The 16312-nt window shown below is 65.8% G+C and carries 23 protein-coding genes and 1 tRNA gene; 20 read left to right on the forward strand and 4 right to left on the reverse strand.

The window, feature by feature from the left end:
* The first annotated feature begins 64 nt into the window (after positions 1 to 64).
* The 20 genes from ACFZ8E_RS06225 (at position 65) to ACFZ8E_RS06320 (ending at position 13274) form a co-directional block, all read left to right on the forward strand.
* Positions 65 to 232 carry a hypothetical protein gene (locus ACFZ8E_RS06225; protein WP_405042333.1) on the forward strand — a complete coding sequence of 56 codons (168 nt, stop codon included), beginning with the start codon at positions 65 to 67 and terminating at the stop codon, positions 230 to 232.
* Positions 229 to 540, forward strand: a complete 312-nt coding sequence (locus tag ACFZ8E_RS06230) for a hypothetical protein (RefSeq protein WP_405042334.1) — start codon at positions 229 to 231, stop codon at positions 538 to 540. The genes ACFZ8E_RS06225 and ACFZ8E_RS06230 overlap by 4 nt, the downstream gene beginning before the upstream one ends.
* 175 nt (positions 541 to 715) lie before the next feature.
* Positions 716 to 1273, forward strand: a complete 558-nt coding sequence (locus ACFZ8E_RS06235; protein ID WP_405042335.1) for a hypothetical protein — start codon at positions 716 to 718, stop codon at positions 1271 to 1273.
* A 54-nt stretch (positions 1274 to 1327) separates the two neighbouring features.
* Positions 1328 to 1777, forward strand: coding sequence for a MerR family transcriptional regulator (locus ACFZ8E_RS06240; RefSeq protein ID WP_405042336.1), 450 nt, complete (start codon positions 1328 to 1330; stop codon positions 1775 to 1777).
* Between the two features lie 4 nt (positions 1778 to 1781).
* The gene (locus ACFZ8E_RS06245) at positions 1782 to 1988 is read left to right on the forward strand and encodes a hypothetical protein (protein ID WP_405042337.1); all 207 of its coding nucleotides are present in this window, start codon (positions 1782 to 1784) and stop codon (positions 1986 to 1988) included.
* Positions 1981 to 2244: a hypothetical protein gene (locus ACFZ8E_RS06250; protein WP_405042338.1), complete on the forward strand. Its 264-nt coding sequence runs from the start codon at positions 1981 to 1983 to the stop codon at positions 2242 to 2244. Before ACFZ8E_RS06245 ends, ACFZ8E_RS06250 begins: the two co-directional genes overlap by 8 nt.
* Positions 2244 to 2567 (forward strand): HNH endonuclease signature motif containing protein, encoded by a 324-nt coding sequence (locus tag ACFZ8E_RS06255; protein WP_405042339.1) that lies wholly within the window; start codon positions 2244 to 2246, stop codon positions 2565 to 2567. The genes ACFZ8E_RS06250 and ACFZ8E_RS06255 overlap by 1 nt, the downstream gene beginning before the upstream one ends.
* Positions 2568 to 2688: 121 nt before the next feature.
* Complete coding sequence (locus ACFZ8E_RS06260) at positions 2689 to 3090, forward strand: hypothetical protein (protein ID WP_405042340.1); 402 nt, start codon at positions 2689 to 2691, stop codon at positions 3088 to 3090.
* A 6-nt stretch (positions 3091 to 3096) separates the two neighbouring features.
* Positions 3097 to 4809: a terminase large subunit gene (locus ACFZ8E_RS06265; protein ID WP_405042341.1), complete on the forward strand. Its 1713-nt coding sequence runs from the start codon at positions 3097 to 3099 to the stop codon at positions 4807 to 4809.
* Positions 4809 to 6053, forward strand: coding sequence for a phage portal protein (locus tag ACFZ8E_RS06270; RefSeq protein WP_405042342.1), 1245 nt, complete (start codon positions 4809 to 4811; stop codon positions 6051 to 6053). Before ACFZ8E_RS06265 ends, ACFZ8E_RS06270 begins: the two co-directional genes overlap by 1 nt.
* Entirely contained in the window at positions 6050 to 6730 is a 681-nt protein-coding gene (locus tag ACFZ8E_RS06275) for an HK97 family phage prohead protease (RefSeq protein ID WP_405042343.1), read from the forward strand. Before ACFZ8E_RS06270 ends, ACFZ8E_RS06275 begins: the two co-directional genes overlap by 4 nt.
* Before the next feature lie 11 nt (positions 6731 to 6741).
* The gene (locus tag ACFZ8E_RS06280; RefSeq protein ID WP_405042344.1) at positions 6742 to 7995 is read left to right on the forward strand and encodes a phage major capsid protein; all 1254 of its coding nucleotides are present in this window, start codon (positions 6742 to 6744) and stop codon (positions 7993 to 7995) included.
* Between the two features lie 137 nt (positions 7996 to 8132).
* Entirely contained in the window at positions 8133 to 8384 is a 252-nt protein-coding gene (locus tag ACFZ8E_RS06285) for a hypothetical protein (RefSeq protein ID WP_405042345.1), read from the forward strand.
* A 3-nt stretch (positions 8385 to 8387) separates the two neighbouring features.
* Positions 8388 to 9020, forward strand: coding sequence for a hypothetical protein (locus tag ACFZ8E_RS06290; protein ID WP_405042346.1), 633 nt, complete (start codon positions 8388 to 8390; stop codon positions 9018 to 9020).
* Entirely contained in the window at positions 9017 to 9355 is a 339-nt protein-coding gene (locus ACFZ8E_RS06295) for a phage head closure protein (protein WP_405042347.1), read from the forward strand. The genes ACFZ8E_RS06290 and ACFZ8E_RS06295 overlap by 4 nt, the downstream gene beginning before the upstream one ends.
* Positions 9352 to 9747, forward strand: coding sequence for an HK97 gp10 family phage protein (locus ACFZ8E_RS06300; protein ID WP_405042348.1), 396 nt, complete (start codon positions 9352 to 9354; stop codon positions 9745 to 9747). The genes ACFZ8E_RS06295 and ACFZ8E_RS06300 overlap by 4 nt, the downstream gene beginning before the upstream one ends.
* Before the next feature lie 4 nt (positions 9748 to 9751).
* A complete protein-coding gene (locus tag ACFZ8E_RS06305; RefSeq protein WP_405042349.1) occupies positions 9752 to 11998 on the forward strand; it encodes a hypothetical protein in 2247 nt (748 codons plus the stop codon).
* A gap of 9 nt (positions 11999 to 12007) precedes the next feature.
* Positions 12008 to 12226: a hypothetical protein gene (locus ACFZ8E_RS06310; RefSeq protein ID WP_405042350.1), complete on the forward strand. Its 219-nt coding sequence runs from the start codon at positions 12008 to 12010 to the stop codon at positions 12224 to 12226.
* Positions 12223 to 12873, forward strand: coding sequence for a hypothetical protein (locus ACFZ8E_RS06315; RefSeq protein WP_405042351.1), 651 nt, complete (start codon positions 12223 to 12225; stop codon positions 12871 to 12873). The genes ACFZ8E_RS06310 and ACFZ8E_RS06315 overlap by 4 nt, the downstream gene beginning before the upstream one ends.
* The gene (locus ACFZ8E_RS06320; RefSeq protein ID WP_405042352.1) at positions 12870 to 13274 is read left to right on the forward strand and encodes a DUF6950 family protein; all 405 of its coding nucleotides are present in this window, start codon (positions 12870 to 12872) and stop codon (positions 13272 to 13274) included. The genes ACFZ8E_RS06315 and ACFZ8E_RS06320 overlap by 4 nt, the downstream gene beginning before the upstream one ends.
* A gap of 19 nt (positions 13275 to 13293) precedes the next feature.
* Here ACFZ8E_RS06320 and ACFZ8E_RS06325 read toward each other — a convergent pair whose 3' ends face one another.
* From ACFZ8E_RS06325 to ACFZ8E_RS06340, 4 genes are all read right to left on the reverse strand, one after another.
* Entirely contained in the window at positions 13294 to 14397 is a 1104-nt protein-coding gene (locus ACFZ8E_RS06325; RefSeq protein WP_405042353.1) for a hypothetical protein, read from the reverse strand.
* A gap of 149 nt (positions 14398 to 14546) precedes the next feature.
* Positions 14547 to 14636 (reverse strand) — tRNA-Ser (locus ACFZ8E_RS06330).
* 110 nt (positions 14637 to 14746) lie between these two features.
* Positions 14747 to 15091: a hypothetical protein gene (locus tag ACFZ8E_RS06335; RefSeq protein WP_147841394.1), complete on the reverse strand. Its 345-nt coding sequence runs from the start codon at positions 15089 to 15091 to the stop codon at positions 14747 to 14749.
* Positions 15092 to 15330: 239 nt separating this feature from the next.
* Complete coding sequence (locus ACFZ8E_RS06340; RefSeq protein WP_243935265.1) at positions 15331 to 16200, reverse strand: MipA/OmpV family protein; 870 nt, start codon at positions 16198 to 16200, stop codon at positions 15331 to 15333.
* Positions 16201 to 16312: the final 112 nt, after the last annotated feature.

Below are 16312 nucleotides of genomic sequence, written 5' to 3' on the forward strand. Positions count from 1 at the left end.
CGCGCGGTGCCTATCTATCGCGCGGCATGTTATCGATAGGTCTGATCTAAATTCGGAGGGGGCGATGATCCTCGACGTGACCCGTGACGGTGTGCATCTTGGCCGGCTCATTCGCTCGGCCGGCGCCGTCTATGCCTACGATCCAACGGGCGTCCCGATCGGCAACTTCGGCGACCTCGACGCGGGGGCCTCAGCTCTTGCTGCGCATGCCATTCGGAGGCTCGCCGCATGACCGCCCGGGCGTCTTGCGGCTTCAAGACGGGTGTGGACGGCACTGGCCGCCGCCGCATGACGGTGGCCGCCGTCATCGCCGGCAGTCAGCCCGTTGTGCACCTGCGCTTGCGTGAGGGGGCCGGCGAGCGGTCCCGATCCGCCGACACTATCGACCTGAGCTTACGCCAGGCCAACGCCCTCGTGCGCGCGCTGAATGCCGCCATCGAGGCCGCCGAGACCGATCCCCGCCGCGACGGGCCTTCCCTGATGCCAGCCGCTCGCGCGGTCGCTGGCGCGGATTGCGATGATGACGGGGCCGAAGCCTAAGCCGACGCCGCCTGAGGACTCTTTCACGTCTCTCAAGCTCGACATCCAACGGGCCGCCGTCTCCGATCCGCGCCTTGCTCCCGGACAGCTACGGTTCCTCTTGTACGTGCTTCACGAATCGTGGCCGAACGACACGAACGGCCTACCTCGCACCCGCGTGACGGACGAGGCGATCATGCAGGACGTGCCCGGCCACGCCACGCAATCCACCTGCTACCGAACCAGGGCCCACATCGCGGCTCTTGGGTATTGGACCTATGCGCCCGGTTCCGGGATCACCGCGACGGTCTACTATTTCAAACGCGACCCGGCTCCTCACGTTCTAGCCTTGCTCAAGGCGAATGAGGAACGACGCAAAAGCGATGTCCAAGCGCGCATGCAAGCGTTGCTGGGCGACACGCAGACCCTGCAATCTCAACACAAGGAAAAACGTCGGCGGCGGACCCGTAAAAGTGCCGAGCCCCTGCAAAGGGAACACAATGAGCCCCTGCAAACCTCTACACAACCGTGTGTCGAGAATGCAGGTATGTCTTCTCTTTCTTCACCTCCCCAAGAGACGCTACCGTCTAAGGAAGTGGCTCAGGTGGCCTCTGCCTCTCAGCCCTCTCAGTGCTTCATCTGCGGCAGGTCCTTCATGGGTTTCAACAATGCCGCGAAGCCGGTGTGCGTTCGGCACCTCGCTCGGCCGTTGAGGGAAGAGATCGCATACCGGGGCGCGACCAACGGCGAATAGCAGTGGGAAATCTGCCCACTTGACCGGAATGCAAATCCTGATATCTATCAGGATATGAGCACGGCCCGACTATTCACGCCCGGCGAGGCGCATCGGATCACGGGCGTCAGCCCCGAGACCGCGCTCGCCTGGCGTCGTCGGGGGCTTTGGACCTCCGGGGAAGACGGCAAGCACGTCCGGTATGACCTGCGCGGCCTGTGTGCCCTGAAGCTCGTGCGGGCACTGATCGAGGCCGGCATCCCGATCGGGAGCACCGTCGAGACGATCGGAAACGATTTCCTCGACCCGATGCAGAATGCCTTGCTGGCCACTCGCCGCAAGCACCTGAGTACGGCCTATGCGGTGATCCTGAAAAAGGGCGATGCCCTCTACCGGGTGACGGTGTTCGACCTCGCCAACCTCGCGGAGCTCGCCAGCCCCGAATGCGTGGAGTGGGATACCACCATCATCATCAATCTCGGGTCGCTCGCTCGCGAGATGGCCGCCTTTGGCGCGCTGGATTGATGCCATGGCTCGGAAGCGCAGGCTGAAGGCCATCGATCGCCGTAAGCGGGCCGCCGCGGGCACCAGCAAGGTCTTCGAGGCGATCGGCACGTCCAAGCACTCCTGGGCGGCCGAGCGGCGCCAGCGGTGGAACAGCGGCTCGCACGGCCCGGCCTCGCCCTGCCGAGTGCTGGTACGCGACGGACAGCCCACGGGGGCCGCCCATGGCTGATACCCGCGCCGAATGGGCTTTCGTGGCGGACATCGCGTCCGTTCACCGGGACCGCAACACCGAGATCCGCATCAGCCTGTACGAGGCCCGCAAGGGCTATGCAGCGTGCATCCGCAAGTACGAGCGCAGCCGTCACCACGACGGCATGGTCGCCGCCGGTTTCACCCTCATGGTTCCGATTGAGAAGATTGGCGACCTGATGGTGGGCCTGGATCGCACCAGGACCGCCGCCAGCGCCTTGCGAGGTGCCGCCTGATGGGCCGCCCCTCCGCACGCGCCAGGGGCTACGACACGAAGTGGGACCGGGAGCGCAAGGCGTATCTCGCCGTGCATCGCACCTGCACGCGATGCGGGAAGCCCGCCACCGTCGTCCACCACCGCACCCCGCACAAGGGCGACCGGCACCTGTTCTGGTCCCGATCCAATTGGGAGCCGGTCTGCGCTCCCTGCCACGATGGCCCGTGCCAGCAGGTGGAGCGCCACGGCTACCACACGACCACAGGCAGCGACGGACTGCCGACCGACCCGAACCACCCGTTCAACGCCGACGCCAGCCACGCGCCATCCTCGCGGACGTGAGCGGCCATCGAGAGCGAGACACCTACCCCACCCCCTAGGGCGGGTCCGAAGTCACCGAATGTGCAGCCTCAGGACCGGGGGTTTCCCGCTCCTCAGATTTAATTCGAGACGGAGACCAAAAATGACCGCCGACAGCCGCCTTTCGCGGGCCGTTCCATTCCCAGAGTTCGGGCCGGATCACGTCCTGCGGTTCACGACCGGCGACCTGATCGCGCTGGAGTCGTCCTATTCGGTGAAGGATGACGCCCTCGGCGCCGATCCCTGGACGAAGGAGATCGAACGCCGGCTTCAGGCCAACGACGCGACCTTCGTGCGCGAGGCGGTGAAGCTCGGTGTGAAGAAGCCCGGCGGCTTCGCCCGCCCCGAGATGAAGGACCACGAATGGGACGACCTCCCGTTCAGCCCGGCCGCCGTCACCCAGAAGCTCGCGGACGCCATCCTCTGCGCCATCACCGGCCGCGCCTACGCGGACATCCTGCAGGATCGCGAGGCGGCCGAAGGAGCAGCGGCACAGGCCGCCTGATCCACCATGGGCGAGCGGGGCAAGGGAGCGAAGCCCCGTCGCGTCCTGACGGAGGCCGAGACGAAGCAGCGGGCGCGCAAGCGGCCGTGGGAGCGCAAGGGACTGAGCCGGGCCGATCGCGTCGTCCGGTTCATTCAGTCTCTCAAGATCACCTCGGGCAAGTTCGCAGGAACACCGTTCCGGCTTCGCTCCTGGCAGAAAGACTTCCTCCGCAAGGTCTACGCGGTGGACAGTAATGGGCATCGATTAATCCGCACCGCGGTGCTTTCGATGGGACGAAAGAACGGAAAGACACAGTTGGCCGCAGCCATCGCCCTTTGTCACCTTGTCGGACCCGAATGCGAGCCGCGTTCGGAGGTCTACTCGTGTGCCAACGACACGGAACAGGCCGGGAAGCTGTTCGATGAGATGTGGGCGATGATCCGCTCCGATGAACGGCTTGACGACGAAACGAACGTCATCAGCTTCCGCAAAGAGATCAAGCATTACCCGACTGATGGGCTGTATCGCGCTGTTTCGGCCGACGATAAGACCAAGCTCGGGCTCAACCCATCGTGCGTCATTTACGATGAGCTTGGCGCGGCCAAGAACCGGAAGCTGTTCGACGCCTTTGATACGGCGATGGGCGGCCGAGAGGAGCCGCTGTTCCTCGTCATCTCGACACAGGCGGAGAGCGACTTCGCGCCGATGAGCGAGCTTGTCGACTACGGCGAGCAGGTGGCCGCGGGCGTGGTCGCGGACCCGACCTTCAGCCTGACGCTGTACGCGGCGCCGCTCGACGTGGATCCGTTCTCGCCGGAAGCGTGGCGCGCGGCCAACCCGGCGCTGGGCGATTTCCGCTCGCTCGCGGACGTGCAGCGGCAGGCCGGCCAAGCGCAGCTCATGCGGTCGAAGCGGCCGGCCTTCGAGAACCTGGTGCTGAACCGGCGCACGGCGGCGGAACAGCGTTTCGTCAACCTCGTGGAGTGGAAGGACAACGGCGACGACCCGGCGGCGCTGAAGGATCTGGAGGGCAAGCCCTGCTTCCTGGCGCTCGACCTCTCCGCCACACGCGACCTGACGGGCGTTGTCGGCATCTGGGGCGACGCGGCGACGGGCTTCGACGTGCACGCCTGGGGCTTCCTGCCCGGTGAAGGCCTCGCCGATCGCGGCATCAGCGACCGTGTTCCCTATGTCGAATGGCGGGACCGCGACCTGATCATCGCGCCCCCCGGCACCATCATCAACGACCCTGCCATCGTCGCCGAGTTCCTGGCCGGGCTGTTCGACCGGTTCAAGGTCCGCGGGCTCGCCTACGACCGGTTCAAGATGACGGCGATCTTGGCCGAGTTCGACAAGCTCGGCGTGGCCGTGTCGCGGGTGAAGAACCCGCAGGATGATGACGCCTTCGCCGCGTGCGAGCGCAGCGGCGCGGTGCCGATCGTGGATTGGGGCCAGGGCTTCGTCAGTATGGCCCCGGCGGTGGACGCGCTGGAGAACGCCATCGCCATGCGGCGGCTCCGGCACGGGAACACGCCGGTCCTGACGTGGAACGCGGCCAACGCGGTCACGACCAAGGACAGCGCCGGCAACCGGAAGCTCGACAAGGACAAGTCGCGCCAGCGCATCGACCTGATCGTGTGCCTGGCGATGGCGCTCGGCCTGGAAAAGGCCCGGTCTCTCACCGTGAAGCCCCCGCCGGACATCTCGGCCTTCCTCGCAAATCCGGTGTGGGTCTGATGAGCCTCCTCGCGTACCTCGGAAAGCTCGTGACGCTCCGGGACCGGAATTTCTGGTCCATGTTCGGCGGGTTCGAGTCGTGGACCGGCAAGGCGGTGACGCCGGACAGCGTGATGCAGATCGCGACCGCGCTCGCGTGCATTCGCCTCACCGCGACCACCGTCTCAACGCTCCCGGTGCACGTCTACCGCGAGAAGCCGGACGGCACGCGCCAGCGGATCCCGGATCACCCGATGGCGAAGGTGTTGCGCGACTCGCCTAACGCCGACCAGACGCCGGCCGAGTTCCTGGAAGGCATGGTCGCGTGCACCATGCTCTTCGGCAACGCCTTCGCGCTGAAAACGAAGTCGGTCGGCCAGGTGCGCGCCCTGACGCTCCTCCGGCCGGACCTGATGACGGTGCGGCGCGATCCCAACACGTTCGCCCTGGTCTACGACTACGCCGACCCGCGCGGGCGGGAGATCTACACCGCCGACGACGTGTGGCACCTCAAGGCCTTCGGCCTCGGCGGCGACCTCGGCCTCTCGGCAGTGCAGTACGGCCGGCAGGCGTTCGGACTGGCGATGGCGACGGACGAGGCGGCCGGGCGCACCTTCGCGAATGGCGTTCGGCCCGGCGGGTTCTTCAAATCCGAACAGCTCCTCACCGATGAGCAGCGGGAGCAGAACCGGAAGAACCTGATCGAGACCATGCGTGGTCCCGAGAATGCCGGCCGCATCGGCATCCTGGAAGGCAACTTCTCCTGGCAGCCGGTGACCATGCCGCTGAAGGATGCCGAGCTACTGGCCTCCCGCGGCCTGCATATCCAGGAGATCTGCCGCCTGATGGGGAACATCCCCTCGGTCCTGATCGGGCACACGGGCGAGGGTGTCACGGCCTGGGGCTCCGGGATCGAATCCCTGATCCGTGCATGGCTGACGACCGGGCTCGGTCCCTTGCTCGGGCGGATCGAGCAGAGCGCCACGCGCGCGCTTCTGGCGCCGCGCGACAGGGGCAAGGTGTGGTGCGAGTTCGCGCGTGATGGGCTGTTGCAGGCCGACAGCGAGGCGCGGGCCAAGCTCTACGCCTCGGCCGCTCAGAACGGCTGGCGCAGCCGGAATGAGATCCGCGCGCTGGAGAACCTTCCGCCGGTCGCGGGCGGTGACATCCTCACCGCGCAATCGAACCTCCTCCCGCTCGACAAGCTCGGGACCATCGTCACGCCGACCCGCGAAGAGGTCGTACCTCAGGAGACGCGCCAGTGAACGTGAAACGCCGCGCCTTCCCACTCGCGATCAAGGCCGCCCCCGACGGCGAAGGCCGGTTCTCCGGGCACGTCTCGGTGTTCGGCACGCCGGACAGCTACCGCGAGGTCGTCGCTCCCGGTGCGTTCGCCGCGAGCCTCGCCGCCACCAAGGCCGCCGGGCGCACCGTGCCGGTGTGCTGGCAGCACCGCATGGACGAGCCGATTGGCGCCTGGACGCGGCTGGAGGAGGACGACAAGGGCCTCTACGGCGAAGGCACCTTGTGGCTCGACGTGGCGCCCTACGCCCGGATCGCACAGCGCGGCATGGCCGCCGGGTGCATCTCGGGCCTGTCCATCGGCTACTTCGTCACCGCCGACAGCTTCAACGACGTGGAGCGCATCCGCACCCTGACGGGCATCGAGCTCGTGGAGGCGTCCATCGTCACCGACCCCGCGCACTCCGACGCCCGTATCGACGTGGTGAAGGCGAAGCTGGCCGCGGGCGAGGGCATCACCGATCGCGAGTTCGAGTCGACCCTTCGGGAGAAGGGCTTCTCGCGCTCGGAAGCCGCGGACATCGCCGCCCACGGCTTCAAGGCCTGGACCCGCCGGGAGGCGGGCCAGCCACAGGCGGAAGACGGCGCCCTTGCCGGCCTGATCCAGGCGGCCGGCGCCTACCAACTCCCCTCATTCTGAAAGATCAGACCATGAATATGCATTCTCGGCATTTGCTCGCGGAAGGCTTCCGCACCAAGGACCGCGGCGGCGCACCCGACGACACGGCCGGCTTCAAGGCGCTCGCCGACCGGCTGGAGCAGCGCAACAAGGATTTCGGCGAGTTCGCGGAAAAGGCCGCGGCCGAGGTCAAGAAGCACGGCACGGCGCTGGAGGAGACCAGCACGGCGCTGGCCAAGGCTCGTGAGGACGTGGCGGACCTCGCCGCCCGCATGCTCGAGATGGAGCAGAAGGGAGCCCGCCGGCCCGGCGGCGAGCCGGAGGTGAAGAGCCTGGGCGAGCGCGTCACCGGCTCGGTCGAGTTCAAGGCCTTCGCCGCGAAGCCCGCCGGCTCGCACCGGATCGAGGTCAAGATGATCACCTCGGCGCCGGGCTCGGCCGGCTCGCTGATCGTGCCGGACTACCAGCGCCAGCCGGTCATGCTGCCGCATCGGCCGTTCACGGTGCGCCAGCTTCTCCAGCCGGGCCGGACCAGCGGCAACCTGATCTACTTCGTCCGGCAGTCCACGCTGGTGAACAACGCCGCGATGGTCGCCGAGGGCGCCCAGAAGCCCGAGAGCAACATCACCTTTGCGCCCGACACGGCGGCGGTGAAGACGATCGCGCATTGGATCCCCGTCAGCCGGCAGGCCTTCGACGACGTGCTCGGCATGGAGAGCATGATCGACGGCGAGCTGCGCTACGGCCTCGACTACGTGGAGGAGCAGGAATTGCTCTTCGGCGACGGGACCGGGGAGCACCTGAAGGGCCTCGCGACGCAGGCGACGGCGTTCGCGGCGCCGGCCGGGCTGACGACCACCGCCGCGGCTGGCTCGGCCTCCGACAAGATCGATACCCTGTTGCAGGGCATCGTGCAGGCGGAACTGGCTCTGCTCCCGGCGACCGGCATGGTGCTCAACACCGTCGATTGGGCGCAGATCATCTCGGCCAAGGACACGACCGGCCAGTACCTCGGCAACGGCCCGTTCGGCACGCTCCAGGGTCGGAGCATCTGGGATCTGCCAACCGCCGTCACGCCGGCCATGCCGCAGGGCAAGTTCATGGTCGGCTCGCTCGGCACCTCGGCGCAGATCTTCGACCGACTCGACGCCGAGGTTGTCGTGTCCAGCGAGGACCGGGACAACTTCATCAAGAACACCCTCACGGTGCGCGCCGAGAAGCGTCTCGCCCTCGCGGTGAAGCGGCCCGCCGGCATCATCTACGGCAGCTTCCGGTCCCCTCAGTAGGCGGCGGCGGGATCATGGATTTCAGCGATCCCGCCAACAGTGGGCTTCAAACGCTCATCTGACATCCGCCCGTCCCCACGCTCCTCACCATTCGAGAGGCCCGGTCCGCCGGACCTCTCACAATCGAGGAAGAGACCATGCCGACCGTTCGCGTTCTTCGACCCTTCGCCAACGAGCACCATGACCGCATCGTCAATCCGGGCGACATGATCGTGGTGGACGTGGAGCGCGCCCGCGCCCTCACCGAGAATGGCCTTGTCGAGCCGGCGGTGACGGCGGCGACGATCGCCAAAGCCGCGCCGGTCCCGGCGAACAAGATGGCGCCCGCGCCCGCCACGAAGGCGCCGCCCGCGCCCGTGCGTTGCGGTCGCCCGCGGAAGGTGCGCTGACCCATGGCGCTCAAGATCACCACGCCGCCCGCCGACGACGCCTTGGTCGTCTCGGTGGAGGAGTTCCGAGAGCAGTCCGGACAGGACGGCATCAGCGCCGATGACAAGCTCGTGCAACGGCTCATTCGGGCCGTCACGTCCTGGCTCGCCGGCCCGCAAGGCTGGCTCGGCCGCAGCTTGGTCGAACAGACGCTCACGCTCACCGTGCCGCTCGGTGTGGCGGAATATTACCCGGGCGACCGGGACGGCGTGCCGGACCCGGGGCTCTACGGGCTGATCCTGCCGCGTCCGCCGTTCATTGCCGTGGAGACGGTGGCGATCCTTGATGCCGCCGGCACGGCGAGCATCATCGCCCCGACGGGCTACACGACGACGGATCAAGCGGACGGTCTCACGCGCCTGACGTTCACCACGGATTTCCGCGCCCCGCTTCTCACGGCCGGCGCCGCGTCGCTCCGGGTCGTCTACCGGGCCGGATACGGCGGGCCCGAGGACGTAGACCCCGCTATCCGCCACGCGGTGCTCATGGCCGTGATGCGCCTCTACGCGGGCCGCGGCGATCCGACGATCAGCCTTCAGTCAGACCCGATGATGGCCGACCTGTTCGCGCCGTTCCGCGTCTGGACCACAGCATGATTTCGGCCGGCGCCATGCGGCGGCGCGTCCGCATCGAAGGGTTCACCGAGACGCGCGACCCGGAGAGCAACGAGGCGATCCAGACGTGGGCGCTCGTGGCCGAGGTCTGGGCCAACCGCCGGGACACGTCGGCGCGCGAGTTCGTAGCCAGCGGCGGCGGCGACGTGGCGGAACAGGTGGCCGTCTTCACGGTGTGGTGGCGCGAGGGGATCACCACGGAACAGCGCATCGTCTCGCAGGGGCAGACGTTCGAGATCATCGGCCTGTCCGAGGTCGGGGAGCGGTATCAGCTTCAGATCCAGGCACGCGCCCGCGGCTCGGAGACCTCGCCATGATCGGCGGCAAGGTCGGCGGGCTGGCGGTGTTCTTGCTCCAGCTCCGGCACAACGAGAACAAGCTCAAGGCCGCGGCGCAGCGGCGTGCCGAGGAAGAGGCCGAGCGCGTGGTGGAGGAGATGAAGGCCCGCGTACCGGCCGACAGTGGCGAGGCGCGCGAGAGCATCCGCGTCGAGCCGAAGCCCGGCGGCGGCGTCCGCATCCTGGCCGGCGGCGAAGACACCACGAAGGACGGTTACGACTACGTGCGGGCGATCGAGTTCGGCCGGCCGCCGAGCCGGAGCGGCCCGGGTCAGCCGCCGCGTCCGTTCTTCCGCCCGGCGGTGGACGAGAGCCGCGCGCACGGCGGCGCCCGGATGGGCGAAGGCATCGCTGGCGACATGGAGGATTGAACCGATGGCACGCTCGGCAGCGCTCAGCTTCGACATCGAGTCGAACGTCTCGAATTTCTCTCGCGCCATGCAGGTGGTCGAAAACACCGCCAAGCAGAAGGCCGCGGGCTTCGTCCTCGAATTCACCGGGGCCGGCCGGAAGGTAGACGACGCCCTCGGCAGCGTCGGAAAGCGCTCGGCCGTGCAGATTGGCGACGCCCTCTCCGGGGCCGCCAAGCGGTTCGAAGGCGAGTTCGCCAAAGCCGCCGCCAACGTCAACGCCAACCTGTCGAAGAGCCTGGCCAGCGCGATCAAGCCGGTCTCGTTCGGCGCGGCCGGCCTAGTGGCGGGCGTAGCCGCTATCGTGGTCGCCGCCGCCACGGCAGCAACGGCCATCAGCCAAGCCAACGCGCAGTTGGATCGCTTCATCTCGCTCGGCGACAACGCGGCGGCGGCAGGCGTCGGGGTCGATTTCTTCCAGCGGTTCAGCGAGGCCGCGACCAAGGCCAAGATCGACGTGGCCGAAGTCGAAGCGGCGCTCAAAAAGGCCGGCGAAGCTGTAACGCCGAAGTTCGAGCAGGAAGACCCGGTCAAGAAACAGCTCAACAACTTGTTCGAGACGGGATATCTCGGCGACTACCAGTCGAAGGGATTGCAAGACTATAACGCGGCGGACTCGAACGAAGGCCGCATCCGCGCCGCCGTCACCGCTATGCAAGAGCTTCAGTCGCTCGGGGAACGGCTCGCCGCAATCGACCTCGCGAGCAAGCTGTTCGGTCCCGAGCTCGCCGAGCGCATCCGGTCGGGCAAGCTCGATATCTCGGAAATCGCCGCTTCCCTGGATCGCAAGCGAGACGACGTCATCACGCAAGCACAGGTGGAGCAAGCCCGGCAGTTTCGAGAGCAGTTGGACGAAGCCTACAAGGCGATCGATGACGCCTTGCACGTCTCGGTAGCGTTGGAAGGAGCCGGCCAGGATCTCCTGAATGTGTGGCTGGGGATCGCGCAGGGTATCGCCGCGGCCGCCAAGGAGGTGGGGGTCCTCATCGACAAGCTCGGGGAAGCCAAGCAGGCCAGCCAAGACATGATGGGCCAGCTCGCGACTGCTCTCGGCGCGAACGCGATCAACCGTTACTTCAATCCCAATCAGGGCCGGACGGTCGCGACTGCAGAAGACCCGCAGACCGTATCTGCACCGATCGCAGCACCGACGCCGCCACGCCGGCCACTGAGCTTCTACACCGACGAGCGCGCGGAGAGGCCGGCTCGCGGCGGTGGGTCGAAGTCGCCGGCAACGGAATCTCTCGACCAGGTGGAGACCTTCATCAACGGCATCGAGCGCAGCACGGTCGCGCTGAAGGCCGAGGTGGATGCGATCGGCAAGAGCGCGGCCGAACGACAGAGCCTTATTAACGTAGCCCGGCTGGAGGCTGTGGCGCGGCAGCAGGGCATCACCCTGACGGATGAGCAGATCGCCAAAACGAAGGCCCTGTCAGCCTCGACGGCCGAGTACCGGGAGAAGATCGAAGATGCGCAGGAAGCGCAGGCCGCGATGCGATCGATCGGTGGCGACTTCCTGAAGGGCATCGCACACGATGCGCAGAGCGGCGCCAGCGCCCTCGACATCCTCACGGGCGCCGTCTCGCGCTTGGCACAGAAGCTCGGCGACAAGGCCCTCGACAGCCTCGCGGACAGCCTGTTCGGCAAGAGCGGCGGGCAGAGCGGTAGCGGTCTGCTTGGGGGCTTGTTCGGCAGCGGCGGCACGAATGGCGGCGGTTCGATCCTCAGCTTCTTCACGGGCGGCTTCAACCCGATCCCGAGCTTTGACGTAGGCGGGTTCACGGGCGCCGGCCCGCGCCTTCAGCCCGCCGGCATCGTCCACCGCGGCGAGGTGGTGTTCTCACAGCGCGACGTGGCGCGTCACGGCGGCCCGGCGGTGGTCAACCGCATCCGGCTCGGCGGACCGGGCTATGCGGACGGCGGCGTGGTCGCCGGGGAATTCAGCGACGCCTTGAACGCAAGCGTTGCTCGAATGGAGGCTCGGCCAGCAGCACGCGAGCGGACGGCGATGGAGGGACTATCGCAGGCGACGGCGAACCGCCCAGCGCCAGCCCCCACGTCGCAGATCATCGAGGGCGACAAGGTGACGGTGCAGGTGCTTCAGCCCGGCGCCTCGGCCGAGCAAATCGGGGCGGTCGTTCAGCGCAGCAACGCGCAGCGCGACCGCACGCTCGGGCAGCGCCTTCAAGAACACCGGCAGCGGTTCGGATAGGAGATCATCATGCGGAAGACATTACTCGCAGCCGTGGTGTGGTTGGCCGTCCTCGGGCCCGGCTTCGCCAAGGCAGACCCGTTCCTCACGCCGCTGCTCGCGACCTACGTTGTGGGAGAGGGCGTCATCACGATTGGCACGGCCACCATTTCCTATGCGTCCATCGCATCTTTCGCGCTCACGGCCGGCGTGGTGGCGCATCCGACCATCCTGCAGGTGGCACGATGACCGCGCTTAACATCTTCTGCGAAGAGAGCCGGGCGGACATCTGGAGCGATGGCGCTTACCTCCGACCGGATGGCACGCTCGATTCCATCGCATCGAAGGTGGTCGTTCTAGGCGGCGTCCCGGCGGCAGTAGCGGTGGCGGGACCGTCAGACCTTCAACTCGTGGTCATGCTCCACTTGGCGGCTCGGTTCGCATCTTATGACGACTTGTGCGACGGCGCGGTCGAAGCGCTGCGCAACCACCCCTTTGGTGACGATCGACTAACGCAATCGTCTTTCGCCTGGGCCGGATGGTCTGAGCGCCGGCAGAGGATCACAGCGCACGTCGTCACCTCCGAAGGCATTCCCGGCGGCCTAGAGGCGTGGCAGCGCGGCGAGGCATGGCGGTTCATCAATCCAAACCCGCCGCAACTCGTGCCGGGTTTAGCGCGCCGGGGCCTCGACCTGTTGAAGCCCGACGCGATCACGGAAGATGAAGCCGCATCTCTCATGCGAGCGCAGCGCGCTCTTCGCATGCCGCTTCGCGAGACGCTCGGCGAGTCCATTGTGGGCGGCTTCATGCAGCACACCGTTGTGACGCGCGATGAGATCAGCACGCGAGTGGTGGAGCGGTGGCCCGACGTCATCGGCCAGATGATCGCCGCATGAGGCTCGCCGACCATCTGGCGGCAGCCGCCGCCGAGCCCTTCGTCTGGGGGCACTCTGATTGCTGCCTGTTCCCGGCGGATTGGATGAAGGCGCGGACCGGCATCGATCCGGCCGCCCCATTGCGGGGCAGGTACGGTACCGCCTTCGGCGCGCTCCGGCACATCACGGCCCGCGGCGGCTTCGTGCAGATGGTCCGCGATCTCATGCGGGATGCAGGCTTCGCCGAGACGGACAGCCCGGTCCCCGGTGACGTCGGGATCGTCATGCAGCCAGGCGGGCCGGTCCTCGCGATCAAAACGCCGCTCGGATGGGCCGGGAAGGCACCCGAGGGCATCATCGCCGGCCCCTTCAAGCACCTCGCCGCTTGGACCATCCCGATTGTCGATCAGAAATGTACATAACTATTCGAGGACTGAGGATCTACTTTTTCTCTGTAGAGCGTAGATCTTGCAGAAGAGCCTGCTTATCTTCCATCGATTCGAATAGAGTATTAAGCCTAGTCTCCATCAGTCGCTGATACTCCACTTGCTTCGGAGTGCTGACTTCTGTGCCATCCACACCAACAATAGGTGGAATATTCTGGCCATGATCACCAGTACCTCGAGATATTCGGGCTCCTTGCGCTATCTCGTGAACGATCAGAACTGCGTGGATCGTAATTTCAGCCTTTAATTCCGTAAGGCGGGGTTCTTCGACCGGGGAAACTACATTGTCCAAATGCTGGTGAATCTTCTGTTTCGTCGTTTCTTCGTTCCTGTCTTTAAGCTTATCTCTGATCGCCGAAGCTTGAGACTCGTCCGCACCAACACCTAAGAGATCTTTGATTGTTTTTAATACGTTGACTGTTCTTTCTGCCGCATCGAGCAATGGAGTGTAGACCGCTAGAACAGCGCCAACTGCAATTGGCAGCCATTCCATAAAGAATGCAGGATCTGTGGTAGATATGTACACAATGCTCGGAGCAGATCTTGTGCCGGTAGATAGCTCCCCCATGCTTTTGAAGAACCTATCGAATAACACAAGCTTGCCGGCAAGTGGCGTTAGTTCGTTATCAAAACCAGATCTAGGTAGTTCTAGTTCGAGTGAAGATGTACTAGATTGGAGTTCATAACGTTCGATGCCAATCGAATCGGAGAATACAAGAAAACCGCTGACTTGGTTGTATATGTTTGATGCTTCGTTTATGTATATATCGAATTCAGAGGATGCCGCAGCCTGGCTCATGTTCACTGCAGGAATTGCAGATAGTATCAAATTCGCAATTCTATCGGGTAAAAGCGCCGATATATCGCTGGATCTTAGCTTTAGAAATACATCTTTCGGATAATCATTAAATATGTTGTGCTCTAAAATATCTCTAGCGGCGCTACGTAGCTTCTGCGCCTCAGATCGGTAATTATTTTCACTCATAGACCCCCTTGTGGCCGATAAGTTTCTTGCTTGTTGCAATAAAGTAATTAAATTGTTTCTATCAGCCTCTAATTTTATATCATTTGCAACGTCAAACAACTTTGAAGCCAGCAACGATACCTCCCAGAGGGTACTTTATATCTAAAATGCAGCAACGCAGTTATTTGCACGCGCGAACGCTGGCAGCAAACAGGGGCCTGTAGTGGGGCAGGTAGTAAGAAGCCAGAAATTCTCTAGTAAAAACAATCATTTATGAGAGGTATTGGCGGAGGGAGCGGGATTCGAACCCGCGATACCGTTTCCGGTATACACACTTTCCAGGCGTGCGCCTTCAACCACTCGGCCACCCCTCCGTGCCCGGCAAGCGTCGGCGCCGCGCATCGCGCGGGCGGCGGACGGTTCGACCGGGTGGCGTGCTGTACCCGCCGCGTCGCCCGGGTGCAAGCGGCTTAACCGCTGCGTTCTAGGAGCGTGCGCGGCGCGACACGAGCGTGGTGGTGGCGATGGCGAGGCCGGTCCCGAGCATCGCCGCGCCGCCCTTGACGACGAAATCGGCGAGGCGGCCGTGCCGGGTCAGGGTGAGACCCTGCCCGAGCTCCAGGATGGCCGCGAGGGCGACGACGCCGACGAGGACGACGAGCCATCGGCGCGGATAGGCGAGGGCGAACAGCATCCCGAGCGCGCCGTAGGCGAGCGCGCGCTCGACGTTCGCGGGCGCCACGGACGGCCGCAGGTCGATCGGCGACAGGGTGACGAAGACGAGCGCGGCCACCACGAGCCAGGCCGTGACGCGGAAGAAGGATTGCATCGGGTCGTGTCGCCCGAGACCGGCCTGCGGGTCAATGCAGGCGATCGATGAGCTTGGCGTGCGGACGCGAAGCTAAGTCACCGCCCGTGGGCGATCGGCCTCCATGGCTGCCGAGCCTCACGGTTCTTGATGCAGGCGCCCGACGCTCCGGCCGACGCCCACTGTCGCCGGCGAGCCGCCTCGGACGTCGGTGCGGCAGGAGGGGCCGTCTGCCGGACGCGCCGACGGTCGGCGCGCGCTCAGAACCAGGACCGCGTGGCGAAGGAGTAGTCGACCTTCAGGCCGAACAGGAACTGGTCCGGGTTGCCGAACGGGCGCCGCACCAGCGGGCTGTCGCCGGAGGAGCCGAGGATGCGCGAGTAGCCGGCGTAGCCGGTATAGGCCCAGGTCGCGTCCTGGGTGTAGGTGACCGCGCCGAGCACGCCCGCGGAGAAGAAGCTGCCGGGGTCGTAGGCGGCGACGCGACCGTTCACGGCGGCTTCGTCGGCGGTGACGCCGAAGTACTTCCGCGCGTAGGAGGCGTCGCCGATGTTCAGGCGCGGTCCGATCGAGAACTGGAAGCGGTCGACCGGCAGGATGTAGTCCGCCCCGACCGAGCCGACGGTGCCGTGGTGCCCGTACACGCCCTGCCGGACTTCCACCCGCGTGCGGATCGACGGGATCGGGTAGAACTCGATGAACAGGCCCGGCTCGACGGCGAAGCGCGCATCGCGGAAACCGAACAGGTGCCGGCGATCGTCGCCGTAGTAGCGGCCCGGCACGAAACGCGCGGTCGGGCCGATGCGGAACACCGCGTTGTCGTAGAGCGAGAAGCTGAACCCGTCGTCCGGCGCGGAGAAGCGGCGCGGCTCGCCGGCGCGGCGCACGTCGATCGCCGGGTAGCCGATCACCGTGTAGTCCTCCGAGCCGGGATAGCGCGGCGTGAACTGGAGGTTGCCGGTCAGGGTCACGATCCAGGTGTCGGGATCGACCTGCGCGAAGGTCGGCACTGCCCGCGGCATGATCGCGCCGAGGTCGGCGGCGAGGGCCGATCCGCCGAGGGCGATCGCGAGGGGGAGGGCGAGATAAGCCGCACGCGGCTTCGAGGAGGGGCGAACCGCATTGCTCATGGCCGATCTTATAGACACGCCGAACCGCGCTCCGCCCGCGTTTCATCCCGTCGCGGCCGCAAAAACCCCGATTGTGTCCGCGCCGCAACGAACGCTTGCAACCGGCCGAACG

This window comes from Methylobacterium sp. HMF5984 (assembly GCF_045033435.1).
GTDB lineage: Bacteria > Pseudomonadota > Alphaproteobacteria > Rhizobiales > Beijerinckiaceae > Methylobacterium.